This is a genomic window from Deltaproteobacteria bacterium (assembly GCA_016875225.1).
GTDB lineage: Bacteria > Myxococcota_A > UBA9160 > SZUA-336 > SZUA-336 > VGRW01.
Genome location: VGRW01000009.1, coordinates 34,946 through 57,332 on the forward strand (window position 1 = coordinate 34,946; position 22,387 = coordinate 57,332).

Genomic DNA, 22,387 nt, shown 5'->3' on the forward strand with positions numbered 1-22,387 from the left:
CTGCGCTACTCGCGCTTGTAGATGCTGCCGCCGCGCATCACGAAGATCACGCGCGAGAGCTCGCCGACGTCGACCAGCGCGTTGCGGCGCGTCGCGATCAAGTCCGCCTGCTTTCCCACCTCGAGCGTTCCGGCGTCCGACTCGATGCCGAGCAGCGTAGCGGACCCGACCGTGGCCGCGCGCAGCGCGTCCATCGGCAAGAGACCCGCCTGGACCATGTAGCCGAGCTCGCGCGCGTTCTCGCCGTGCGGGAACACGCCCGCATCGGTTCCGAACGCGATCCGCACCCCGCCGGCGTGCGCCCGGCGCAGCGCATCCTGTACCTGCGGGCCGACCCGACGCGCCTTCTCGGCGACCGCCGGGGGATAGAAGCCGGGGATCTTTGCGCGCTCGCCGACGGACACGCCCGCGATCACGGTCGGCACGTACCAGGCGCCGCTCTTCTTGAACAGCTCGACCGAGGCGGCATCGAGGAACGTGCCGTGCTCGATCGAATCGACTCCGGCTCGGAGGGCGGCGTTCACCCCGTTCGTCCCGTGGGCGTGCGCCGCGACCCTTCGGCCGAGCATGTGCGCCGTGCTCACGATCTCCGCGAGCTCGTCGTCCATGAACTGCAGCTCCGTGCCCGCGCTGGTGTTGGAGAGCACGCCGCCGGTCGCCGTGAGCTTGATCAGGTCGGCGCCGCGCTTCACCTGCGCGCGCACGGCCTTGCGAACCTCGTAGGGACCGTCCGCCACGCCCAGATACGCACCGGGCTCGTCGAAGAGGTCCTCGCGGTAGCCGTTCGTGCGGTCGCCGTGTCCGCCGGTGGGCGTGATCGCGTGGCCTGCGACGAGCATTCGCGGCCCGGGAATCCGTCCCTGCGCGATCGCGTCGCGGAGCGCGAAGACCGCAGCCCCGCCGCCGAGGTCGCGCACGGTGGTGATTCCCGCCTCGAGGGTCCGGCGCGCGTACACCGATCCGCGCAGCGCGGCCGCGGCCTCGTCCTCGCTCACGCGCCGCATCCGGGCGTCGGCGTCGTGCTCGAACGTCAGGTGCACGTGCGCGTCGATCAGCCCCGGCAGCACGAACGCCTCGCGCAGATCGACGACCTCGGGCTCGCCGGTCTTTCCGGCCATGATCGACTCGGGCTCGACGATCCCCGGCAGGACCTCGGCGATCCGCCCCTCGTGCACCACGAGCGTCGTCTCGCCGTGCGCCGGCTGCCCGGGCACCAGCAGCGCGGAGCCGCAGTGCACGATCGTCCAGCGCTCGGGCTCGAGCTCCTCGGCCCACGTGCCCTGCGCCGCGACGTGGATCAGAAGCGCGACGCAGAGCGCGCGGCAGATCCCGAGCCCCGTCCCCATCTCAGATCTGCCTTCCCAGCCCCTGCCAGTAACGCTCCCGGATCACGCGGCGCTGCACCTTTCCCGCCTCGGAGCGCGGCAGCGCCGGATCGAAGTCGACACCGCGCGGGCACTTGAAGTGGGCAAGTCGCTCCCGACAGTGCTCCATCAGCTCGCGCGCGAGCGCCTCGCTCGCGGCCGAGCCGGGCGCGAGCTGCACCACCGCGCGGACCTCCTCGCCGAACTCCTCGTTCGGGACCCCCACCGCGGCCGCGTCGGCCACCGCCGGGTGCATGAGCAGCACGGCGTCGATCTCGGCCGGATAGATGTTCACTCCGCCCGAGATGATCAGCTCCGAGGTGCGGCCGGTGAGGAACACGTAGCCGGCCCCGTCCTGGTAGCCCATGTCGCGCATCGTGAACCAGTCGCCGTCGTAGCTCGACTGCGTCTTCTTCTCGTCCCCGAAATACTCGAAGCGGCCGACCGGAGGCGCGCGAAACCAGATCGTGCCGACGCTGTCGGTCGGGAGCGGGCGGCCCTCGTCGTCGCGGACCGACAGGTTGCCCTCCTCGACCGGCCGGCCCACGGAGCCCGGCCGCGAGAGCCACTCCTCGCTGGTGATGAACGTGCCTCCGCCCTCGGTGGCCGCGTAGTACTCGTAGACGATCGGCCCGAGCCAGTCGATCAGCGACTTCTTCACGTGCACCGGCGTGGGCGCGGCGCCGTGCAGGAGCACGCGCAGCGAGGACAGGTCATGCCTGGCCTTCACGTCGTCGGGAAGCGCGAGCAGCCGGTGGAACATGGTCGCGACCATGTGCGTGTGGGTGATGCGGTGCTTCTCGATCAGCCGCAGCGCCTCGGCCGCATCCCAGCGGTCCATCAGCACCGTGCCGATGCTCGCCGCGAGCGGCGCGGCGAGATTGAACGCGAGCGGCGCGGCGTGATACAGCGGCCCGGTACACAGCATCCGGTCGCCATCGGGCTGGTACTTCGAGACCTGAGCGATCGATTGGGCCAGGCGGCTCGCGGGCGGCGCCTGCCGACGGTACACACCTTTGGGTCGCCCGGTGGTGCCCGAGGTGTAGAGCATGGTCCCGCCCAGCGACGGGGAATCGACGTCGGCCGCGCTCTCCGCGTCGAGCGCCGCCTCGAAGCTCTCGAAGCCCTCGATCGGGCCGGCGATCGCGAGTCTTTCGGAGGCCCTGTGCGACTCGCGCGCGACCTCGGCGGCCGCGTCGGCGAAGCGCGCGTCGGCCAGGAACGCGCGCGCCTCGCAGTTGTCGACGATGTAGGCGATCTCGTCGCGCTGCAGGTGCCAGTTGATGCAAGTGAGTCGCAGCCCGCCGCGCAGCGCCGCGGCGTACGCGACCGCGAACTCGGGGCGGTTCGAGCAGAGCAGCGCGATCGCGTCGCCCTTGGCCACGCCACGCCGCGACAGCGCGCGCACCAGCTGATTCGCGCGCGCGTTCAGCTCGCCGAACGTGAGCGACCCCGAATCCGAGAGGATCGCCATGCGCTGCGGCGCCTCGCGCGCCGCGACCGCGATCGTCATTCCGTGCGCGGCGGCCTCCTCCGCGCGAAGCGTCGTGTGCCCGTCCGGATCGTTCATCGGCTCTCCTCGCGCCGATTCTACCGGGAACGCGGAGCGATCGGGCGGCCTACGCCAGCCGGCCCGACCAGCGCTTCGGCAGCAGCACGATCATCGCCGGCACCAGCAGGATCGCCGCGAGCGCGTTCACGCCCATCAGGATGGAGAGCAGCAGGCTCATCTCTGCCGAGAAGCGCAGGCTCGAGATCGGAATCCAGAACACGATCCCGACCAGCAGCGTCGACGCGGTGAAGCCGATCGCGAGCCCCGTGGTCCGGATCGTGTGCTGCACGGCCTCGACTCGCGTGGCGAAGCGCGGGCGCTCCTGCAGCACGCGGTCGACCAGGTACAGCGCGTAGTCGATCCCGACCCCGACGCCGATCGCCTGCACCGGAAGCGTGTTCACGTCGATCGCGATTCCAGCCACGGCCTGCACCGCGAGCGCCGCGAGCGACGCGGTCGCAAGCGAGCTGATCAGGAGCAGCGAGACCACCAGCGACCGGTAGCTCGCCAGGATCACCAGGAACGTCGTGATGAACACGATCACGATGCTGAGATCGCTCGAGGCGCGGATCTCGTCGATCGACGAGGCGAGCACGCCGATCGAGCCCGCCGCGTAGCGGAGCTCGACGCCGTCCCGCAGCCAGGCGCCGCTCGGCTGCAGGGTGGGCTCGCTTGCCGGGCCGCTTCGAACCCAGAGCTCCCACGGCGAGCGGAAGCCCGAGCGCCGCAGCTCGGCTTCGATCCCGTCCGGCCCCTGCCAGCGCCGGCCCGCGACGATCTCGGGCGCGCCACCGTCGAGTGTCACCTCGAGCCTCGGCTCGACGGCCGGAAGGATGGGATTGAGCCAGCCGAGCGCGCGCAGCCAGTCCGGGTCCCCGGGGAGCATCCGGATCGCCAGGCTTCCGTCCAGCCGCACGTCGGCAGCGAAGCGCTCCAGCCTCTCGATCGCGCCTTCGACCGTAGGCGCGCGGTGGTCGCGGTAGAAGACGCGAACCGCGAGCGACGCGGCGTCGCGCGAGCGGTACGGGTCGAGGATGCCCGGCGCGGGAACGCTCGTCTCCATCAGGTAGGTCATTCCCGACAGCTCCGAGGTCGTCTGCATCCACATCGCAAAGCGCGGATCGTTGTTGTGGAACAGTCGGCCCGTCTGCTTCTGCAGGTCGACCAGCGAGATGCTCCCGCCCGCGTTCGCGTCGGTCTCGAGCGCCCGCTGCAGCGACTCGATCAGCTTGAACGCGTCGGGGCTGTAGACCCGCCCCGGCACGTTCGAGTGCGCGACCACGAGCAGGTCGTCCAGCCCCGAGAAGCGCGTGCCGATCTCGCGCGCGGCCACGTTGAAATCGGCGTCGGGGTACAGGATCGGCGTGCCCGGCCGGTGCTCGCCGACCGGCACGTCGCGCGCGAGCACCGCGCAGACGCCCGTCAGCACGGCGAAGACCGCGACGATCGCTACGGCGCCCGCGCGCGAGCCCACCAGTCGCGCCGCCGCGCCGAGCGCTCTGGCTGCGAGCGGCTGCACGTAGTGCCTGCGCTCGCGCGGCGCGGGCAGGTACAGGATCAGGAGCCGGTTGAGCAGCATCTCCGTCACCAGGATCGTCGCGGCCCAGAACGCGCAGAGCAGGCCGAGCTTGTGCATGATCGGGATCGTCGCGAGCGCGATCGTGAGCAGGCCGATGCAGTCGGTGACGATTCCCAACGTGCCCGGCAGCAGCAGCTCCGACATCGAGCGGATGCAGGCCTCGTCCTTGTCGCCGAGCGCCTCGTACTCCTCGTAGAAGCGCTCGACGAACTGCACCGAGTGGCTGATCGCGCGCGAGGTGATCAGCATCGGGATGACCAGAACCAGCGGATCGAGGTTGTATCCGACCCAAGCCGCGAAGCCGAGGCCCCAGATCACGTTCACGGCCGCGCCCGACATGGGCAGGAAGACGCCGTAGGCGCGGCGGAAGTAGCTCCAGAGCAGAAGCACCGAGACCAGAAGCGTGAGCGCGAAGACCAGCAGGATCTCGGTGGCGAAGGCGTAGGTCCAGCCGAAGAGCAGTGGCTGGCCGGTCATGTGCACCGCGACCGGGTACTTCGCCTCGATCTCCCGGCGCGTCGTCTGCATGTGCTTGAAGAGCGCGCCGTAGTCGAGCCGGGTCTCGACGAAGCTCGCGCGAACCAGCGCCGCCCGCTCGTCGGCCGCCACCAGCGGGCCGAAGACCGAGGGATTGCGGCGCACGCGCTCGCGCAGCCGCTCGAGCGCTTCGGACGTGGTCGGGATCTCCTCGACCAGCTGCGGCGAGTGCAGCGTCCCGTCCTCGCGCACGCGCGCGTCCCGCGCCGTGCGGTGCGTGAGGCTCGTGACCAGATTGTGGTCGACGCCGGTCTCCACGGGCTCGGCGCTGGAGGAGCGCACGAGCCGGTCGACGAGCGACACGATCGCGTGTACGACGGCCTCGGTCCCGCCGCGCGGCTCGACGAAGGCGCTGGTCGGGAGCGCGTTCACCTCGGCCGGGACGATCGAGGAGTCCATCCGCTCGGTGAGCTCGGCGATCGCGCGCAGGATCTCGGGCCGATAGATGTCGCCCTCGCGCGGGACGACGGCGGCTACCACCGTGTTCGCGTTGCCGTAGACGTCGCGGTACGCCTCGTAGGTGCGGATGAACGGGTGCGCGCGCGGCAGCAGATCCAGGTACTGCGTGAAGATCTCGAGATTGCGCATCTCCACGGCGAAGAAGGCCGTAGCGATCGCGATCCCGGCCGCGAACCAGTTTCGCCGCCTCGCGAAGAAGCGCGAGAACCGCTCCGCCGCGCTCACGAGCCGCCGCCGCCGCGCGCGACGCGGAACGTCGCGCCGCCGTCGTCCGAGCGCAGCACGATTCCGCGCGAGCCGACGACGTGGACCTGCCCGGCATCGGCGAACTCCACGTCGGTGAGCGTCACCGTCGCGATCGGCGAGTCCATGCGGCGGAAGCTCCGCCCCGCGTCCTCGGAGAGCGCGAGCAGGCCCCCCTCGCCCGAGACGACCACGCGCGCGCCGGAGCCGCCCACGCCGAACAGATCGCGCTCGAACGGAACCGCCACGCGCGACCAGGTCGCGCCACCGTCCTCGCTGCGCACGACCGCGCCGCCGAGCCCGACCGCCACGCCGACCACGCCGTCCGCATCGGACCAGACGTCGAACAGGTAGAGGTCGGGCGGCACGCCGCTGAGCACACCGCGCCGGCCGGGCGGGACTCCGCGCGGGAGCCGCTCGAGCGTGCCGAACTCGCCGGCGCCGATCGCGTCGGGGCCGGCGCTGGCGATCCGCCCGAGGATCACGTCCTGCTCGCGTGGAATGCACGCCCAGTGCGCGCCACCGTCGCTGCTGCGCAGCTGGAGCCCGTAGTCGCCCACCGCGAGCACAACCCCCGGCGCCGTCGCGTGCAGACCGAACACGTGGCGGTCGAACGGCGTCGGGCGGCGCGTCCAGGTGACGCCGCCGTCTTCGGACCGGATCACCACGCCCGCGCGGCCCGCGGCCCAGATCTCCTCGTCCGCGCCGAACGCGACGGCGTAGAGCGGCTCGTCGGTTCCGGTATTCGGAACGCTCCAGCTCGTGCCTCCGTCGCGCGAGACGATCACGGTGCCGAAGTAGCCGGCCGCGGCGATGAGCTTGCCCCGAGCGGCCACCGAGAAGAGGTCCGCGCGCTCGTGCAGTCCGTAGCGGTCCGCGACCGTCCCGTCGGTTCCGCCCCGGTCGAGCTCTCGATCGGGATTCACCTGCGCGGTGATACGCCGCACCAGCTCGTCGTCGCCCCGCGACGCCGCGCCGCAGCGGATCTTCTCGGACAAGAGCCCCTGCGCGAGGATCGAGTACTCGTGGCTCGGGTCCTCCAGGAAGCGCCCGAGGATTCGCGCCAGCGCGCGCAATGCTTCTGGATTTTCGCCGGCCGCGGCGGCGCCTGCGAGCTGGCTGGTGAGCGAGCGCCCGTAGGCCGCCATTGGTCCCGACTCGCGCGAGAAGCCCTCGAGCACGACCCAGACCGCCGACTCGGTCGACGCGTCCCACTCGCCTCTGGCGGTGCGCGTGAGCAGAGCTTCTAGCTCGGCGTCGTCGACGCCGGCGAGAAAGCGGTCGCCCGGCTGGATCTCGACCAGCCCGGGGTGCGCCACGAGGGTCGCCTCGATCGCCGCCGAGAGCTCCGCCGACGGCTCCGCGCGAGGGGAGCCCGAAGGAGCCAACGCCGTGAGCGCGCAGACGAGCGCCAGGATGCGAATCGCGGACTCGGACAGGCGAAGGACTCCTCGGAAATACATCGGCCGAACGGGCGGGATCCTAGCGAATATGTCGGAGCTGGATACTGCGAGCAGGTCAAACGACCCATCGCCCTCGAGCCGTCGAACTCTATGGCGTGGAGTGCCCGATCAGATCCGGCGAGAAGAGGACTTGACGGGTTCTTGGAGGACGCGCGGTTCGCGGGCCGACGACCATTCGATCTCTGCCGCAAGACTCGAGTGTTGACGCGCTGGCGTGCGAACTCGACGCCGGAGACGTTCGGGCGCGTGGCGGGTCCCGATCGTGGCGCACGCGCGCTCCTGCGACACCGAAAAGCGTCGTGATACGCTTCGAACGATTCCCCTCGCGCGGCAATCACCTTCTCTCACCCCGGGAAGGCAATTCAGTGTCGCTCTCTCCGTTCGACCTCGGCACAAGCTCGGACCACGCGCTACTCGAGGGATTGAAGAAGCTCGCCGCGCTCGGCGTCGGGCTCGAAGCCGATCTGCTCGTCCACTTGGGCGAGGTCGAGACGCGCGGCCTCGCGCTCGAGCTCGGCTTCCGGTCGCTCTTCTCCTATTGCGTGGAGGTGCTGCACTTCTCCGAGTCGGTCGCGTTCCACCGCATCACCGCCGCGCGCGCGGCGCGGCGCTTTCCACAGATCCTGGATCGGATCCGCTCCGGCGAGCTGCATCTCTCGGGCCTGCGGCTCCTGGTGCCGCACTTGACGGCGGAGAGCTGCGGCGAGCTGCTCGATCTGGCGCGTAACCAGAGCAAGCGCGCAATCGAAGAGCGACTGGCGGACCGCGCGCCCAAGCCGGATGCGAAGGCGGTGCTGCGCCGGTTGCCAGAGCGCGTCGCGGTGTCCGAGCCGCTCGTGCTCGACTCACCGCCACCGCTACCCACCGCCCCCGTCGCAGCAAGCGCGCAGCCCTCGGCGGAGCCGCTCGGCGGCAGCCGCTACAAGGTGCAGTTCACGGCGGGACCCGAGACGCACGCAAAGCTCCGGGAGGCCCAAGCGCTGCTGCGCCACCAGATTCCCGACGGCGATCTCGAAAGGATCTTCGCTCGCGCGCTCGACGCGCTGCTTGGAGATCTACGGCGCGTGAAGTTCGCGCAGACCGACGCTCCGCGCGCGCAGCGCGCGGAGGTGTCCGGCCCGGCGCCGCGCCACATCCCCGCCGCAATCCGCCGCGCGGTTGCTAGGCGCGACGACGAGCGCTGCACGTTCGTGGCCCGCGACGGCCGGCGCTGCGGCACGCGCGACGCGCTCGAGTTCCACCACTTGGTGCCGTTCGCCCGCTCGCATCGGCACCGGGCGGACGAGATCACCCTGCGCTGCCGCGCGCACAACGCTCATGCCGCGACGCGGGACTTCGGCGCCGCCCACATGGCTCGCTTCCGGCGTGACTTCGCGTCTACAGTCACTCGCCCCGGGGCGAGTTCCGAGGAGTGAGGTTCGCTGGCATCAAGACACCGAACGAGGCCTTCGCGCGGCTACCGCAATGACCGCTAGGCCGGCCAGCACCAGGGCGCTGGTGTCGGGCTCCGGAACATTCACGTTGTCGAACCAAACGTTGGCCAGCGACTGACTGCCGAAAAAGCTGGTCGAAGCTGTGGCCTGAAATCTGATACTCAGCTTGGCGATGGCGCTATTTGCCGGATCAAGGCCTGCCAGCGACGCGAACGAGGCGAACGTGCCGTTGTAATTGTGTTGCACGTCATCGATGGCATAGCTGTTCGCCGGGAGCCAGGACAAATCTGTCACTTGGTACAGCCCTACGGTGCCGAGCGGAATGTTGAGCCCGGTGAGGAACGACACCGCGATACCGCTCCGAGCATGTGCACACAATCCAGTGCTGCATTCAGGGATGGACTGTGCATGCATATCGAAGGACAGGATTTCAGCAGGCGAGTAGGTGAAGTCGATCGACAGCGCCTGCTGCCCGGAACCGATCTGTTTGCAGAACCCCATCTGGCTGCCGTTGTGAGATTCGACTCCACAGGAGCCGACCCCACCCGCGACAATCGTCTGGAGCCATCCTTCGGTATTCCCATCCTCGAAATCGTCGCTGAACGCGAACGCTGAAACCGGCAGTGCGAGCAGCGTCGAAACCGCGACCAGGACACTCAACACCAGCTTGTGCAGACCACCCATTAGAAACCTCCAGGGCCTGAAGAAGTGAGACACGCGCAGTAGTGGCGTGCATTGAAACCCGCCCCCCCCCCCCTGGGCGTCAAGCGATCTCTCGAGCGTGGCGCGCTCAGCGACTCTGCGCCCGACCTGCTCCGGTGTAGACCACGCGGTACACGGCGCCGGCGAAGTCGTCCGAGACGTAGAGCGCGCCGTCGGGACCGTCCTGCACGTCGACGGGCCGGCCGATCACGTTCTCGTCGAGCTCGAACCCGGTGAGGAAGTCCGACTCGACGATCTCGCGGCCATCCGCGGACCACTCGAGCAGCACCACCTTGTAGCCGCTCTTCGCGGTCCGATTCCACGAGCCGTGCAGCGCCACGAACGCCTGGCCGCGGTAGCGCGCCGGGAACGCGTTCCCGCGGTAGAAGCGCATGCCGAGCGGAGCGGTGTGAGCGCCGAAGCCGTGCGCCGGCGACGTCGCCTCCGCGGTCTTTGCTCCGCCCTTCGCGCCGAAGTCCGGATCGGGCACGCCCATCCCATTCACGAACGGCCAGCCGTAGAAGCGGCCCGGCTCGATCCGGTTCAGCTCACAGGGCGGAAAATCGTCGCCGAGCAGGTCGCGGCCGTTGTCGGTGGCGTACATGGCACCGTCGGCCGGGCGCCAGTCGAAGCCGACCGAGTTGCGCAGGCCCGTGGCGTAGATTTCGTAGTCGGACGCGCCGTCCTTGAAGCGGCCGATGGTCGCGCGGCGGGGATCGACCTCGATGCACACGTTGCAGTCCGACCCGATCGTCAGATAGATCCAACCGTCCGGACCCCTGCGGATGTACTTGCCCCAGTGATTGCCCCCCGGCGGAAGGTCCGGCAGCACGGTCTCGATCGATCCCTCGGTGGCGCGCGCGCGGGGGTCGAAACGCACGCGCTTCACGGCGCCGTTCTCGGCGACGTAGAGCCAGTCGCCGATGATCTCGAGGCCTTGCGGACTCTCGAGACCGGTCATCAGCGCGCGCGATCCATCGGCGCGGCCATCGCCGTCCGCGTCGGGCTCGAGCAGGAACACCGCGCCCTCGCGCGGCGAGCTCACCAGCAGGTCGCCCGTCGGGCTGAAGTGCAGCTCGCGCGCGTCGGGGATGCCCTCTGCGAAGAGGCCGACGCTGAAGCCGTCGGGGACCTTCAGGCGCGACTCGAGCTCCGACTTCGGCGGCGGCTTCGCGCCCATCAGCAAAACGATGACCGGCGCGTTCACGGCCAGGCGTTCGGGCCAGAACGCCCGGCAGGCCACGAACGCCGCCGCGATTGCGACTCCAAGCACGATCAGCACTCGGCGCATTCCGGCGCTCCTCCCGGCGCGTGACTATACTCGGCCCGCTGGAGGTGGACGGAGGATCGCTGCCCGCGCCCGTCTTCGGACGCGCGCGGGGAGAGGAAAGTCCGGGCTCCACAGGGCAGGGAGATGGCTAACGGCCACCGGGGGCGACCCCAGGGAAAGTGCAACAGAAATCACACCGCCAACCTGCAAACCTTCGGGTGCGCAGCGGTAAGGTTGAAATCGTGGGGTAAGAGCCCACGCGCGACAGCCGGGTGACCGGCGGCGAGGCAAACCCCTCCCGGAGCAAGCTCGAATAGGGACACTGTCGAAGACGGCCCGTCTGAATGAGTGCGCGCGGAGACGCGCGCGCTCGGAGTGTCCGGGTCTGAGTGCTCGAGCCCGCCGGCAACGGCGGGCCTAGACGAATGATCCTCGAACCACGCCCCGCAAGGGACGCGCGGAACAGGACCCGGCTTACAGTCCACCTCCAGCACTTTTTCCGCAACCTACTCCATCGGGTGTAGACTCCCCAATGCAGACAATCGCTCTCGTCACGGCCCTCCTGATTGCCGGCGCGAGTCCAATGGCCCAGGCGGTCACGGTGCGGGTCGACTTCTCGGGCATCGTGGACTCGATCGGAGACAGTGGGGACGTGGGGGATCCCGTCGCGGCCATCGGGGGCTCGGTCGTACCCGGCACGGCCTTCAGTGGCCACTTCACATTCGACGACTCGGTTGCGCCGTTCCATGTCTCTGATTCGGGGTCGGAACACGGAATCACCCCGGGCGCCGGGGAGTTCGTGTCTGAAGTGGGTGCCTTCACGACCGACGCGAGCTGGGTCGATCCTGGCGACCCGTTGCTCGGGATCTTCTCGATCTTCCTGTACGACGCGGCGGCAGGCCCGGATCCGAGCAGCGTGGGAGCTGCCGCAACGCTCTCACCGCCCCCGACGGGCGATCTGCAGCTCTACATCATCGAGCTCGAGCTCGACGGTGACCTGCCTGGGGAACCGCTCGACTCGCTCTCGCTTGCGGACGTGCCTTGGAGCTTGGCAGCGTTTCCCAATGCGCGGGTGAACTGGTACTTCCAGAATGATGTGGGCAGCTATGTCGACGTATGGGGGACCATCGACAGCCTGTCCGTGACCGTTCCGGAGCCGAGCGCAGGAGCGCTGGGCGCCGCGATGCTGGCCGGCCTGATCGCCCTCGGCTTTCGCAGGGCGCGCGGTTGACCTAGAACACCTCGCCGGATGAGGCGGGTACTCCAGCACCTGATCGACCTGGACCAGATCGAGGTCAATCTGTTCCGCGGGCGCAGCCCGAAGGACGGCGGGCAGGTGCTGGTCGCCGCGGGGCGCACGGTGGACGGACGCACGGAACTGGCCCCGACTTCGAGCCGAGCCCCAGCGGATTTCCTCAACCTCATGCTCGAGCGCGCGTGACTCACCCAATGGGGACACACGCTGTCATCGCTGCAATTCTGACTGCGCCGCGGATTACGAGCCGCGCCGCCGGCGCCATCCGTCACCACCGCGACCCGACCCCGGAGGTCCTTCGTCCCGGTGCGCCTCTACCGGCGCGAAGGGCGGAAACGGGGCAGCGCGAGGTCGAGGCTCATGTCCTCGAAGATCACCTCTACGGACATGCCAATGGCGACGTCCTCGGGCTCCACCTGGACCAGGTTCGAGATCATCCGAACGCCGCCCGCCCCTTCGAGCGCGATCACGGCGATCGCGAAGGGGAGACGCTGGCCCGCGGCGAGCGGGCGGTGCACGATCGTGTAGGTGTAGACCTCGCCGCGTCCCGAGAGCGTCTTCCAGTCTGACGCCGTCGAGCGGCACGCGGGGCAGATCGGCGCGGGCGGGAGACGCATGTGGCCGCAGCCGGTGCAGCGCTGCGCGACGAGGCGATGCTCGGCCGCCGCCTGCCAGAACGGCAGCGAGATCGCGTCCGCGAGCGGCTGCGGCATTCCGTCGGGGAAGAAGCGCTCGCTCATCGGCGCCCCAGCAAGAGCGCGCTCGACGGCGTGCATGCCGCGCTCGTGACGAGGCAGACCTCCGCGCCCTCGACCGGGCAGGTCGATTCGCCGCGCAGCGCGCGCACGCCCTCGACCACGTGGTTGAGCCCGTGCATGTACGATTCGGAGAGGCTCCCGCCGTGCGTGTTGGTCGGGAGGCTGCCATCGGGCCAGGCAAGCGCCCCGCTCTCGACGAACGGCCCGCCCTCGCCCCGCTTGCAGAATCCGTAGTCCTCGAGCTGAAGCAGCACGCAGCCGGTGAAGTGGTCGTAGATCTGCGCGACGTCGACGTCGCCCGGGCCGAGCGCCGCCTTCCCGAACAGACGCCGCGCCAGCTCCTCGCCCCCTCCCGTCGCGTACAGCTCGTCGGGGAGGTTGGCGTTCGTGAAGTGGCCAAAGCCCATGCCCTTCGGCGCGCCCTGCTCGCTCGCGAGGATCTCGATCGGCCGCTTCGCGAGGTCGCGCGCGCGCTCGGCGGTGGTGACGACCACCGCGCAGGCGCCGTCGCTCTCGAGGCAGCAGTCGAACAGCCGGTGCGGGTCGGCGATCATGGGCGACGCTTGGTGGTCGGCGAGCGTCATGGGCTTCCCGCCCATCACGGCGCGCGGGTTCCGGCTCGCGTGCTCGCGGAAGGTGACCGCGATGCGGCCGAGATGCTCGGTGGTCGTGCCGTAGAGGTGCATGTGACGGCGCGTCGGAAGCGCGTACGCCGCGGCCGCCATGATCAAGCCGTAGGGCAGGACGAAGCCCATCGACGCGAGGAGAAGTGAAGTCGCCTGCTGCACGGTGGGAGGCCGCGGGGGCGGCGGCGCCGAGGCGTCGACGCCGCCCGTGCCGAAACGGAAGAACTGGCCCTGGCAGAGCGAGCGGTAGACGACGACGACCTCGGCCTGCCCGGTCTCGACGGCCATCGCCGCGTTGGCGACGGCCGCGCAGGCGCCGCTGCCGCCCGGCATCCACACCATGTTCGCGAAGCGCAGCCGCGGGAGCCCGAGCTCCGCGGCGAGGAACACGGCCTCGTTGCGATCGTCGGCGAACGAGGCGAGCCCGTCCACGTCGTCGATCGAGAGCCCCGCGTCGGCGACCGCTTTCTGGATCGCTTCGAGCGCGAGCGCGTGCTCGGTCACGTCGCCGATCTTGCCCCAGCGCGCGTAGCGGGTCTCGCCGACGCCGGCGAGGTGCGCGCGCCGGCTCACGTGCGTCCCGGCAGAGTGACGACCACCGTGCCGGTGGCGTGGTCGCCGAGCTCGTTCGCCGCGCGCACCGCCAGCTCGAGCACGCACTCGTCGCCGGCCTCGCGCTTGGAGGCGACGCGCCCCGAGAAGCGCAGCGTCTTCCCCGGAACGGCGGGCGCGCCGAGCCGGATCTTGATGCTCTTCACGATCGCCTCGGGCCCGGCCCAGTCGGTGACGTAGCGCGACACATAGCCGTTCGTGGCGAGGATGTTCATGAAGATGTCGGGCGCGCCCTGCGCTCTCGCGAATGCGGGGTCGTGGTGCGCGGGCATGAAATCGCGCGAGGCGATCGCGCCAGCCACCACCATCGTCGAGCTCAGCGCGAGCTCGAAGGGCGGCAGCTCGTCGCCGACCGCGATCGCTCGCGCCGGAGGTGCGGTGATGCTCATCGAGGCGCCTTCAGCTTCGCCAGGTCGATCGTCTTCGGGTCGAACTTGAAGATGCGGAAGAGCTGGCGGCCCACCACCTCGCCGTCGGGCGTCCGGTATGTGGTCAGCCAGGTGACGAAGTAGCCCTGCCCGAGGCCCGTGGTCTTGCGGGCCGAGATCGACTCGCGCTCGTTGCTCGCGTGGAGGAGGTCGCCGGGCCGCAGATAGCGCACGAACTCGAGCTCCGAGTTCGTCGCGAGCGTGCCCGTGAATCCCTCGCGGTCGAGTGCGCGGAGCACGTTGTCGGAGTCGATCTCCACCGGAGAGCCGCCGCGCTCGGCGATGCCCTCGATCTTCGGGCTCGGCATGCTCCACGTCTGGAGCATGGCGGGTGGCGCCACGAGGCCGCCGTGCCGCGTCTTCTTCGCGAGCGCCTCGTCGAGATACACCGGGTTGCGGTCGTCGAGCGCCGCGACCCAGTGGCGGATCATGGGCACGTTCACCGGGTCGGGCGCCACCGAAGACGGTCCCATCGGCTTGCCGACGTACTTCTCGATGCGCTCGCGGACTGCGTCGTGCTCGGCGACCGTCATGTCCGCGGCTTCCGCCTGCAGCCGGCCACCCGCGCCTCCATGGTGACGTCACGTCGGCCACGCGAAGTCTCGCGCGACGCGCGCGCCCTCACCGCCGCCCCTTCCTTCGTGCGCCGCGGCTCCCGAGCCCGTCGCGCAACAGCGCGAGGTAGGCGTCGACGACGGCCTCGCGCCGCGCGCCCCTCCCGCTCTCCATCATCTGCTCGAGGAAGTGCCGCGCGCCGAGCAGGAAGTGCGCCTGGGCGGTGATCTCCGCGTCGGCCATCGGGCGGAGCGCACCCTGCGCGATCCCGGCGCGGAGCCGCGAGGCCATGCGCTCGGCCCACTCGGCGACCGCGCGCCGGTAGAGCGCCGGGTCGTGCAGCTTGATCTCGTCCGCGAGGCGCACGTGCTCGGGATTTGCGCGAAGGTGGTCGAGGTACGCGAGCAGCCCCGCGCGCTGGCGCTCGAAGAAGTCGGCGTCGTCGGCAGCATCGATCGCGTGGAGCCGCGGCATCAGGTCCGCAACGAGGGAGCCCATCAGCTCGCGCAGGAGCTGCTTCCGGGAGCCGAAGTGGTAGTTGAGGTTGCCGACCGCGACGCCCGCACGCTCGGCGATGCGCGCGACCGACGCCTTGTGCAGGCCCGCGCGGCCCGCCTCCGCGAGCGCCGCGGCGAGGATGCGCTCGCGCGTCGCGCGAGACTTCGCGTAGCCGACGCGGCGGCGCGCGCGGCGGCGCGGCGCGGAGCCCCGGGACTGGAGAGCCTTCTCGGGCACGGATGGAAAACTGAACCATTTTTCAGTTTCTGGCAATGCGGCTACTGAAGCCGCTCCGCTTCCTCTGCTGCGATCTGGTGTAGGATCGGGAAGAGCGCAATCACGCAGGAGGAGAGCTCCGATGCTCTGGCTAGCACTCGTCTTAGGGTTGCTCGTCTCGCCCCTGGCCCGCGCCGCCGAGCGCGCGCAGGACACCGTCCCGGGCGTCCCCTTCAAGGAGGGCGACGTGATCGCCTTCAGCTCGGCGGAGAAGCTCAAGGATTTTCTGCCGCCGGAGTTCTGGGAGAACCGCGAGTTCTTCTTTTTCGAGGGGATGCAGCTCGAGGTCGGCCCGATCTACAAGAACTACCCGCCCGCGCCCGAGTATGCGGCCGCGAGCGAGAGGTACGGCGGCCAGGCGAAGATCGGCCTGGACGGCGCGCTGGTGGGCTACACCGCCGGACTGCCTTTTCCGGCGATCGACTGCGAGGGCGACCCGGAGGCCGGGGCCAAGCTGATCTGGAACTTCACCAAGCGGTGGGAGGGAGACGGCTCCCGCTCGAAGTGGTCCTACACCTATTGGGATCGCGGCGAGCAGCTGCCGCTCTACTACGAAGGCCTGGCCAAGTTCATCAACCTGATCCAGCGCGTCGAGGCGCAGTACGACGACAGCCAGCACTCCTACTTCCCGAGTGAGAAACGGATGCAGGTTTCGGGGATCGAGGTGGAGGCGCCCTTCGACGCGCGCGGAATCCAGGTCCTGACCTACCGCTACGCCTCGGCCGACGGCCCGCTCGCGCAGGCCAGGAACGACGACACCTGGGTCTACGTGCCCGACCTGCGGCGCGTGCGGCGCATCTCCACCGCGCAGCGCACCGACTCGGTCCAGGGCACCGACTTCACCCGCGACGACCTGCGCAGCTTCGACGGCATTCCTCCCCAGTACGAGTGGAAGTGCCTGGGCCGCAAGGATGTGATCGCGCCGTTCAACACCCCCTCACTCGCCTACCCCTATGGCGACACCTACAACTTCGGCCCCTACGGCTTCTCGTTCGCCAATGACCGCTGGGAGCTGCGCCACGCCTACGTGATCCGCTTCGATCCCCGCAACGAGGACCACCCCTATCACCACAAGGACATCTACATCGACGCGGACACTTGGGAGCCGCTGTACAGCTTCGCCTACGACCGCAAGCGGGAGATCTGGAAGGTCATCTGGCACATGCACCGCAACAGCGAGGACTGGAAGGGCCCGCCCGGGCTCTCGGACCCCGGCAAGAAGGACGGGGTCTGGTACCGACCCTGGGAGGGGATCTCGCAGGTGAACGACGTGCGCGTCGTCGGCGATGTGATCGTCAATCTGCAGACGGGGACGGGGAACCGGATCGAGTTCTGGGACAACGACGGCGAGCCGCTCGACTCGAAGGGCAAGGTGCGGCGCTACATCGACATCGGGCGCCTGAACAAGGGCCGCTAGCTCGGCGCTCGACGACTGCGCCGGCCAGATCGGCGGCTCGATGAACCACGTGCGGGCTGAGCGCTCGACGCCCTGGTCGAGGGCTCAGCGCAGCTCGAAGTCGCCGATGCGGGGCGCCGCCATCTCCTGGCGCAGGCGGTCGAAGCTCCACGGCCAGACCGCCGGCACTCCGTCAGCGTCGAGGTACCAGCTGTTGCAGCCGCTGGACCAGATCGTCTTGCGGGTGGCCTCGCGGCGCTCGGCGTCGAAGCGCTCGGTCGCCTCCCGCGAGGCGGAGACTTCGCGGCACTCGCCAGCGCGGATCCGCTCGATGAGCTGCAGGGAGTAGCCGAGCTGGAGCTCGGCCACGTCGATCAGCGAGAAGTTGCCGACGGGGCCGTTCGGGCCGTTGAGCATGAACAGGTTCGGGAAGTCGGGGATCGAGATCGCCATGTAGGCGACCGGGCCGTTGCGCCAGGCGTCCTCGAGGGAGAGGCCGCCGCAGCCGACCACCTCGATCGGCCGCATGAAGCGGTCGACGCGGAAGCCGGTGGCGAGAATCAGCACGTCGAGCTCGTGCAGCCGGCCGTCGCGAGTCCTCACTCCACCCGGCTCGATCCGCTCGATCGCGTCGGTGACGAGATCGGCGTTCGGGCGCTGGATGGCGGCGTAGAAGTCCGCCGACATCACGAGTCGCTTGCACCCGGCGCGGTAGCTCGGGCGGAGCTTCTCGCGAAGCGCCGGCTCCTTCACGCTGCTCTCGAGGTTGGCGACGCAGGCGGCGTGGATCGCCGCGAGCTGCGGCGAGTTCGCGTCGACGACGGCGTTGGAGAACATGTCGGCGAACAGCTTCGAGATGTCGTCCCGGAGCTGCTTCATCGTCTCCGGGTGCCTGCGGAACTCGGCCTTTTCCTCGCCGCTGTAGGCGGGATTCTCCTGGGGCATCACCCACTGCGCGGTCCGCTGGAAGAGCGAGAGCTTCGCCACCTCGCCGACCACCGCCGGGACGATTTGGGTCGAGGTCGAGCCGGTTCCGATGACGCCGAGGCGCTTGCCCGCGAGGGAGACGCCGTGGTTCCAGCGCGCGGTGTGGAAGGAGACGCCGGCGAAGGAGTCGAGGCCGGGGATGTCGGGATAGGCGGGGTGGTGCAGGACGCCCGTAGCCGCGATCACCACGTCGCCGACGTCGCTCGAGCCGTCGGAAAGCTCGATCCGCCAGCGGCCGTCCTCGAAGGCGCAGCGCCGCACCTCTTTGCCGTAGTGGATGATCCGGTCCACGCCGTAGCGCCGGGCGACGTCCTCGAAGTACGCCTGGATCTCGGCGCCCGGCGAGAAGCGGTGGCTCCATTCGGGGTTGGGCGCGAACGAGTAGCTGTAGAGATGGGAGGGCACGTCGCAGCCGACCCCGGCGTAGGTGTTCTCGCGCCAGGTCCCGCCAAGGCGATCGGCCTTCTCGTAGATCTCGAAGTCGTGGAAGCCCGCCTCGCGGAGCTTGATGGCGCTGAGGATTCCGGACATCCCGGCTCCGAGGATGAGGAACCGGAGCCCCGGCCGGTCGGAACTCGTCGCGTGCGTCGCGGCTGCGCTTCGTGCCATGAGATCTCCCCCTCGTGTCGGCGCCCTAGTCTATGCCGCTCGCCGAGCCGATTCCCGCTCGATTCGCGCCGCAAGCGGTTGGTTGTGACAAGTCCAGCGCCGACGAGATCTCCCCGTGGCCGATGGCCGCCCCGTGATGCGGGCCCGGGGAAGACGAGAGGGGTCCGGCCAGATGGGTCGGCCCCAACCGAGGGAGTCCCCCGAGAACCGGGGATGATTCAGGCCTGGTCGCCCTGGCCTTTCGCAGAGCGCGCGATTGATCTAGAACACCTCGCCGGATGAGGCGGGTACTCCAACACCTGATCGATCTGCTCGATCTGGAGCAGATCGAGGTCAACCTGTTCCGCGGGCGCAGCCCGCAGGACGGCTGGCAGCGCGTCTTCGGCGGGCAGGTGCTGGGGCAGGCGCTGGTCGCCGCGGGGCGCACGGTGGAGGGGCGCGCGGCGCACTCGTTTCACGCCTACTTCCTGCGGCCGGGCGACCCGAAGGTGCCGATCCTGTACGACGTCGACCGGATCCGCGACGGGCAGAGCTTCACCACCCGGCGCGTGGTCGGGATCCAGCACGGCAAGGCGATCTTCAACCTGGCCGCTTCGTTCCAGATCGACGAGCCCGGGCTCGAGCACCAGGTAGAGATGCCGGACGTGCCTGGGCCCGAGGGATTGCCGAACGAGGTCGAGCTGCGCGAGAAGTACGCGCACCGCATTCCCGAGAAGTTCCGCTCGAGCTTCCTGCGCCCCCGCCCGATCGAGGTGCGGCCGATCGATCCGATCGACGAGTTCGCGCCGGACAAGCGCCCGCCGTTCCAGAACGTCTGGTTCCGAGCGGTCGACACGCTTCCGGACGACCGGGCGCTCCACCAATGTGTGTTGGCCTACGCCTCGGACATGACGCTGCTCGACACCAGCGCCCTGCCCCACGCGATCTCGTGGTGGAGCGAGAAGCTGCAGACCGCGAGCCTCGACCACGCGATGTGGTTCCACCGCCCGTTCCGCGCCGACGACTGGCTGCTCTACGCGCAGGACAGCCCGCGCGCGGCGGGCGCGCGCGGCTTCAACCGCGGCAGCATCTTCACGCGTTCGGGGGAGCTGGTCGCGTCGGTGGCGCAGGAGGGGCTGATCCGGCTGCGCAGCTGACCCGCCGCTCGCCGGGGCGCCGGAACTGCGCGAACCCGGCCGGCTGGTAGGTGAGCACGAACGCGCGCCGACTCGAACGCGTGCGGTTTCCGAGCGAGCCGTGCACGACGTCGCCGTCGAAGAAGATCACCGAGCCGGCGGGCGCCTCGATCGGCACTCGCTCGGCGCCCGGCAGCGCGCGATCCACGTCGGTGTAGAGCCGGTCGAGCCGGCCCCGGTCCTCGAAGCACGGCAGGCGACCGTGCAGATGCGAGCCGGGAATCATCCCGAGGCAGCCGTTCTCGACGGTCGCGTCGTCCAGGTAGACCTGCAGCGAGACGAGCCGATCGACGTGAGGGCAGTCGAAGGCGAAGTACGGGCTGTCCTGGTGCCAGGGGAAGACCGCCCCGCCCGGGCGCTTGAAGTTCAGCTTGTCGGTGAAGAGCGCGAGGAAAGGCGCGTCGCAGAGCGCGGTCGCGGGCTGCCATAGCCGCGGATCGTCGACGAGCGCGTCGAGCTCGGGGTCGAGGTGCAGGAACGGCTCCATCGAGCGGACGTCGGCGCGCGCCTCCTGCCACTCCCATTTCACGAGCGAGCCGAGCAGGTCCTGGTAGCGTTTTCCGTCGATGCGCTCGACCGGGGCCGCGCCGGCCGCGCCGGCCGCGGCCTCGACGCGCAGATGGACCCGCTCGACCGATGCCCGCATTCGCTCGAGCTCCGCGATCGCAAATACGCTCTCGCGCACGAAATAGCCGTCGCGCCGGTAGCGCGCGAGCTCCGATTCGCTGGCGGCGTGCCTCACGGCGGGGCAGGATACCGGCAGACCTTCGCGGGAGTCGAGCTTGATCGTCGTCACGGGCGCGGCCGGATTCGTCGGCAGCAATCTGGCGCGGGCGCTGAATCAGCGCGGCCGCTCCGATCTGCTTCTGGTCGACGACCTCACGGACGGGCAGAAGTTCCGAAATCTCGCGGACTGCGACTTCCTGGACTTCGCCGACAAGGGCGACTTCCTGGCGCGCATCGCGGCGCGCGAGCTAGCGGACGTCGAGGCGATCTTCCATCAGGGCGCCTGCTCCAACACCATGGAGTGGAACGGCCGGACCATGCTGGCCGACAACTACGAGTACTCGAAGGCCCTCTACGCCTTCGCCACGGCGCGCGCGATCCCGCTGATCTACGCCTCGTCGGCCGCGGTCTACGGGATGGGCCCGGTCTTCCGCGAGGACCCGGCGCTCGAGAAGCCGCTGAATCTCTATGCCTGGTCGAAGGTGCTGTTCGACCGATGGGTGCGCAGGCACGCCGCGAGCGCGCGCAGCCAGGTCGTGGGCTTGCGCTACTTCAACGTGTACGGCCCGGGCGAGGCTCACAAGGGCGAGATGGCCAGCGTCGCCTGGAAGCACCACCTGCAGCTGCGCGACGGCGACGTGGTGCGGCTCTTCGAGAGCTCCGACGGCTACGGCCCCGGCGAGCAGCGACGCGATTTCGTGTACGTCGGCGACGTGGCCGCGGTGAACCTGTGGTTCCTGGATCACCCGCGGGTCTCGGGGATCTTCAACGTCGGCACGGGGCGCGCGCAGACCTTCAACGACGTGGCGCGCGCCGTGATCTCGAATCACGGCCGCGGCCGGATCGAGTACGTCCCGTTCCCACCCGCGCTTCGCGGCAGCTACCAGAGCTTCACGCAGGCCGACATCTCGGCGCTGCGCGCGGCCGGCTGCGACCACCCCTTCCTCGGCGTCGAGGAAGGGGTGTCGCGCTACCTGAAGCAGCTCGGCCCTAGCTGATCTCGATCCGCCGCGGCTTGGCGGCCTGCACCTTCGGAAGCTCCACCTCGAGCACGCCGTTGGCGAGCTTCGCCGAGATTCGCGATCCGTCGATCTTGTTCGAGAGCCGGAAGCGCGCCTGGTAGTTGCCGACGTTGTACTCGGTGTAGATCGGAGACAGATTCTCGTACTCGGCCGTCGAGACGCGGCCGCTGATCGTGATCACGTCGTCGACGAGCTCCACGTCGATCGAGCCCTGATCCACGCCGGGCATGTCGGCCCAGAGCCGCAATCCCTGCTCCGTCTCCAGGATGTCGACGCTGGGCTGGTAGGTCCGACCCGGTCGCGTGTACTGGTCTTCCGTCCGCTGCTTCGCGGAGTCGCGAGCGATTTCTCCGTTGGCCATCTGCTTCATCCTCCCGTGATGCTGATCTGCCGGGGCTTGACCTCTTCGCGCGCTGGCACGCGGATGGTCAGCACGCCGTGTTTGCACTCCGCCGTCGCGCGCGCCGGGTCGACCTCGCGCGGCAGCTGGATCGAGCGCGAGAAGTCGCCGCGCCGTCGCTCGCGCCGGTGGTAGCTCCCGGAAGCCTCGGGCTGCGCGGGCGCTTTCCCGGCGACCGAGAGCGTCTGCCCCTGGCTCGTGATCGCGAGGTTCTCCGGGGCGAAGCCGGGAACCTCGATGCGCAGCACCACGTCCTCGCCGCTCCGGAACATGTTGCACGCGGGATGCACGCCGCGGCCGAGCAGGCCGAGGTCGTGGCCGGCGCGGCTGTCGAACGCGCGCTCGAGCTCGCTTTGCAGCCGGAACAGCGCGTTCGCGGGGTCCAGATCGGCTCCGTATCGGAACAACGCCATGAACGAGTCCTCCTTTCGGGTCCGCGCGAACCGCTAGAAACCGGATTCG

21 protein-coding genes and 1 other RNA gene are annotated in these 22,387 nt (G+C 69.6%); 7 read left to right on the top strand and 15 right to left on the bottom strand.

The features are described 5' to 3' along the window. Positions 1 to 5: 5 nt before the first annotated feature. From FJ108_04215 to FJ108_04230, 4 genes are all read right to left on the bottom strand, one after another. Positions 6 to 1,118 (bottom strand): amidohydrolase family protein, encoded by a 1,113-nt coding sequence (locus FJ108_04215; GenBank protein MBM4335104.1) that lies wholly within the window; start codon positions 1,116 to 1,118, stop codon positions 6 to 8. Positions 1,119 to 1,347: 229 nt separating this feature from the next. Then, positions 1,348 to 2,934, bottom strand: coding sequence for an AMP-binding protein (locus FJ108_04220; protein ID MBM4335105.1), 1,587 nt, complete (start codon positions 2,932 to 2,934; stop codon positions 1,348 to 1,350). Between the two features lie 49 nt (positions 2,935 to 2,983). Beyond that, positions 2,984 to 5,716: a hypothetical protein gene (locus FJ108_04225; protein MBM4335106.1), complete on the bottom strand. Its 2,733-nt coding sequence runs from the start codon at positions 5,714 to 5,716 to the stop codon at positions 2,984 to 2,986. Further along, on the bottom strand, positions 5,713 to 7,197 hold the full coding sequence (locus FJ108_04230) for a hypothetical protein (protein MBM4335107.1): 1,485 nt from the start codon (positions 7,195 to 7,197) through the stop codon (positions 5,713 to 5,715). The genes FJ108_04225 and FJ108_04230 overlap by 4 nt, the downstream gene beginning before the upstream one ends. Before the next feature lie 422 nt (positions 7,198 to 7,619). Here FJ108_04230 and FJ108_04235 point away from each other — a divergent pair, with 422 nt between their 5' ends. Continuing rightward, entirely contained in the window at positions 7,620 to 8,612 is a 993-nt protein-coding gene (locus tag FJ108_04235; protein MBM4335108.1) for a hypothetical protein, read from the top strand. Positions 8,613 to 8,624: 12 nt separating this feature from the next. Here FJ108_04235 and FJ108_04240 read toward each other — a convergent pair whose 3' ends face one another. Together FJ108_04240 and FJ108_04245 are read right to left on the bottom strand one after the other, a co-directional pair. Then, positions 8,625 to 9,314, bottom strand: coding sequence for a PEP-CTERM sorting domain-containing protein (locus FJ108_04240; protein ID MBM4335109.1), 690 nt, complete (start codon positions 9,312 to 9,314; stop codon positions 8,625 to 8,627). A 106-nt stretch (positions 9,315 to 9,420) separates the two neighbouring features. Next, entirely contained in the window at positions 9,421 to 10,623 is a 1,203-nt protein-coding gene (locus tag FJ108_04245) for a sorbosone dehydrogenase family protein (protein ID MBM4335110.1), read from the bottom strand. Positions 10,624 to 10,663: 40 nt separating this feature from the next. On the opposite strand from FJ108_04245, the gene rnpB reads away from it, so the two are divergent. The 3 genes from rnpB to FJ108_04260 all read left to right on the top strand — a co-directional run bounded on the left by rnpB (position 10,664) and on the right by FJ108_04260 (position 12,043). Continuing rightward, an RNA gene (gene rnpB / locus FJ108_04250) (RNase P RNA component class A) lies at positions 10,664 to 11,095 on the top strand. Positions 11,096 to 11,134: 39 nt separating this feature from the next. Then, complete coding sequence (locus FJ108_04255) at positions 11,135 to 11,833, top strand: hypothetical protein (protein ID MBM4335111.1); 699 nt, start codon at positions 11,135 to 11,137, stop codon at positions 11,831 to 11,833. An 18-nt stretch (positions 11,834 to 11,851) separates the two neighbouring features. Then, complete coding sequence (locus FJ108_04260) at positions 11,852 to 12,043, top strand: hypothetical protein (GenBank protein ID MBM4335112.1); 192 nt, start codon at positions 11,852 to 11,854, stop codon at positions 12,041 to 12,043. A 128-nt stretch (positions 12,044 to 12,171) separates the two neighbouring features. Here the strand turns inward: FJ108_04260 and FJ108_04265 are convergent, their stop codons facing one another. The 5 genes from FJ108_04265 to FJ108_04285 all read right to left on the bottom strand — a co-directional run bounded on the left by FJ108_04265 (position 12,172) and on the right by FJ108_04285 (position 15,907). Next, a complete protein-coding gene (locus tag FJ108_04265; GenBank protein MBM4335113.1) occupies positions 12,172 to 12,633 on the bottom strand; it encodes a Zn-ribbon domain-containing OB-fold protein in 462 nt (153 codons plus the stop codon). After that, positions 12,594 to 13,814, bottom strand: coding sequence for a hypothetical protein (locus tag FJ108_04270; protein MBM4335114.1), 1,221 nt, complete (start codon positions 13,812 to 13,814; stop codon positions 12,594 to 12,596). The genes FJ108_04265 and FJ108_04270 overlap by 40 nt, the downstream gene beginning before the upstream one ends. Beyond that, a complete protein-coding gene (locus FJ108_04275; GenBank protein MBM4335115.1) occupies positions 13,811 to 14,242 on the bottom strand; it encodes an acyl dehydratase in 432 nt (143 codons plus the stop codon). Before FJ108_04275 ends, FJ108_04270 begins: the two co-directional genes overlap by 4 nt. Continuing rightward, the gene (locus FJ108_04280) at positions 14,239 to 14,814 is read right to left on the bottom strand and encodes a MaoC family dehydratase (protein MBM4335116.1); all 576 of its coding nucleotides are present in this window, start codon (positions 14,812 to 14,814) and stop codon (positions 14,239 to 14,241) included. The genes FJ108_04275 and FJ108_04280 overlap by 4 nt, the downstream gene beginning before the upstream one ends. Before the next feature lie 88 nt (positions 14,815 to 14,902). Beyond that, positions 14,903 to 15,907, bottom strand: coding sequence for a TetR/AcrR family transcriptional regulator (locus FJ108_04285; GenBank protein MBM4335117.1), 1,005 nt, complete (start codon positions 15,905 to 15,907; stop codon positions 14,903 to 14,905). Here FJ108_04285 and FJ108_04290 point away from each other — a divergent pair. Continuing rightward, positions 15,693 to 17,027, top strand: a complete 1,335-nt coding sequence (locus FJ108_04290; GenBank protein MBM4335118.1) for a DUF1329 domain-containing protein — start codon at positions 15,693 to 15,695, stop codon at positions 17,025 to 17,027. The genes FJ108_04285 and FJ108_04290 overlap by 215 nt on opposite strands. An 84-nt stretch (positions 17,028 to 17,111) precedes the next feature. Here FJ108_04290 and FJ108_04295 read toward each other — a convergent pair whose 3' ends face one another. Then, positions 17,112 to 18,602 carry an NAD(P)/FAD-dependent oxidoreductase gene (locus FJ108_04295; GenBank protein ID MBM4335119.1) on the bottom strand — a complete coding sequence of 497 codons (1,491 nt, stop codon included), beginning with the start codon at positions 18,600 to 18,602 and terminating at the stop codon, positions 17,112 to 17,114. 278 nt (positions 18,603 to 18,880) lie between these two features. Here FJ108_04295 and tesB point away from each other — a divergent pair, with 278 nt between their 5' ends. Next, positions 18,881 to 19,738, top strand: a complete 858-nt coding sequence (gene tesB, locus FJ108_04300) for an acyl-CoA thioesterase II (GenBank protein ID MBM4335120.1) — start codon at positions 18,881 to 18,883, stop codon at positions 19,736 to 19,738. On the opposite strand, the gene FJ108_04305 is transcribed toward tesB, so the two are convergent. Continuing rightward, positions 19,674 to 20,600 (bottom strand): phytanoyl-CoA dioxygenase family protein, encoded by a 927-nt coding sequence (locus FJ108_04305; GenBank protein ID MBM4335121.1) that lies wholly within the window; start codon positions 20,598 to 20,600, stop codon positions 19,674 to 19,676. The genes tesB and FJ108_04305 overlap by 65 nt on opposite strands. On the opposite strand from FJ108_04305, the gene rfaD reads away from it, so the two are divergent. Further along, entirely contained in the window at positions 20,560 to 21,501 is a 942-nt protein-coding gene (gene rfaD, locus FJ108_04310; protein MBM4335122.1) for an ADP-glyceromanno-heptose 6-epimerase, read from the top strand. The genes FJ108_04305 and rfaD overlap by 41 nt on opposite strands. Here the strand turns inward: rfaD and FJ108_04315 are convergent. Continuing rightward, positions 21,494 to 21,895, bottom strand: coding sequence for an Hsp20/alpha crystallin family protein (locus tag FJ108_04315; GenBank protein MBM4335123.1), 402 nt, complete (start codon positions 21,893 to 21,895; stop codon positions 21,494 to 21,496). The genes rfaD and FJ108_04315 overlap by 8 nt on opposite strands. Then, complete coding sequence (locus FJ108_04320; protein ID MBM4335124.1) at positions 21,892 to 22,338, bottom strand: Hsp20/alpha crystallin family protein; 447 nt, start codon at positions 22,336 to 22,338, stop codon at positions 21,892 to 21,894. The genes FJ108_04315 and FJ108_04320 overlap by 4 nt, the downstream gene beginning before the upstream one ends. Positions 22,339 to 22,387 lie beyond the last annotated feature (49 nt).

Bases quoted from the DNA above. Each gene is read 5' to 3' on its own strand.
- FJ108_04220 (MBM4335105.1), bottom strand. From the start codon at position 2,934: ATGAACGATCCGGACGGGCACACGACGCTTCGCGCGGAGGAGGCCGCC.
- FJ108_04230 (MBM4335107.1), bottom strand. From the start codon at position 7,197: ATGTATTTCCGAGGAGTCCTTCGCCTGTCCGAGTCCGCGATTCGCATC.
- FJ108_04215 (MBM4335104.1), bottom strand. From the start codon at position 1,118: ATGGCCGGAAAGACCGGCGAGCCCGAGGTCGTCGATCTGCGCGAGGCG.
- FJ108_04255 (MBM4335111.1), top strand. From the start codon at position 11,135: ATGCAGACAATCGCTCTCGTCACGGCCCTCCTGATTGCCGGCGCGAGT.
- FJ108_04240 (MBM4335109.1), bottom strand. From the start codon at position 9,314: ATGGGTGGTCTGCACAAGCTGGTGTTGAGTGTCCTGGTCGCGGTTTCG.
- FJ108_04260 (MBM4335112.1), top strand. From the start codon at position 11,852: ATGAGGCGGGTACTCCAGCACCTGATCGACCTGGACCAGATCGAGGTC.
- FJ108_04320 (MBM4335124.1), bottom strand. From the start codon at position 22,338: ATGGCGTTGTTCCGATACGGAGCCGATCTGGACCCCGCGAACGCGCTG.
- FJ108_04295 (MBM4335119.1), bottom strand. From the start codon at position 18,602: ATGGCACGAAGCGCAGCCGCGACGCACGCGACGAGTTCCGACCGGCCG.
- FJ108_04245 (MBM4335110.1), bottom strand. From the start codon at position 10,623: ATGCGCCGAGTGCTGATCGTGCTTGGAGTCGCAATCGCGGCGGCGTTC.
- tesB (MBM4335120.1), top strand. From the start codon at position 18,881: ATGAGGCGGGTACTCCAACACCTGATCGATCTGCTCGATCTGGAGCAG.
- FJ108_04315 (MBM4335123.1), bottom strand. From the start codon at position 21,895: ATGAAGCAGATGGCCAACGGAGAAATCGCTCGCGACTCCGCGAAGCAG.
- FJ108_04275 (MBM4335115.1), bottom strand. From the start codon at position 14,242: ATGAGCATCACCGCACCTCCGGCGCGAGCGATCGCGGTCGGCGACGAG.
- FJ108_04265 (MBM4335113.1), bottom strand. From the start codon at position 12,633: ATGCACGCCGTCGAGCGCGCTCTTGCTGGGGCGCCGATGAGCGAGCGC.
- FJ108_04290 (MBM4335118.1), top strand. From the start codon at position 15,693: ATGCTCTGGCTAGCACTCGTCTTAGGGTTGCTCGTCTCGCCCCTGGCC.
- FJ108_04280 (MBM4335116.1), bottom strand. From the start codon at position 14,814: ATGACGGTCGCCGAGCACGACGCAGTCCGCGAGCGCATCGAGAAGTAC.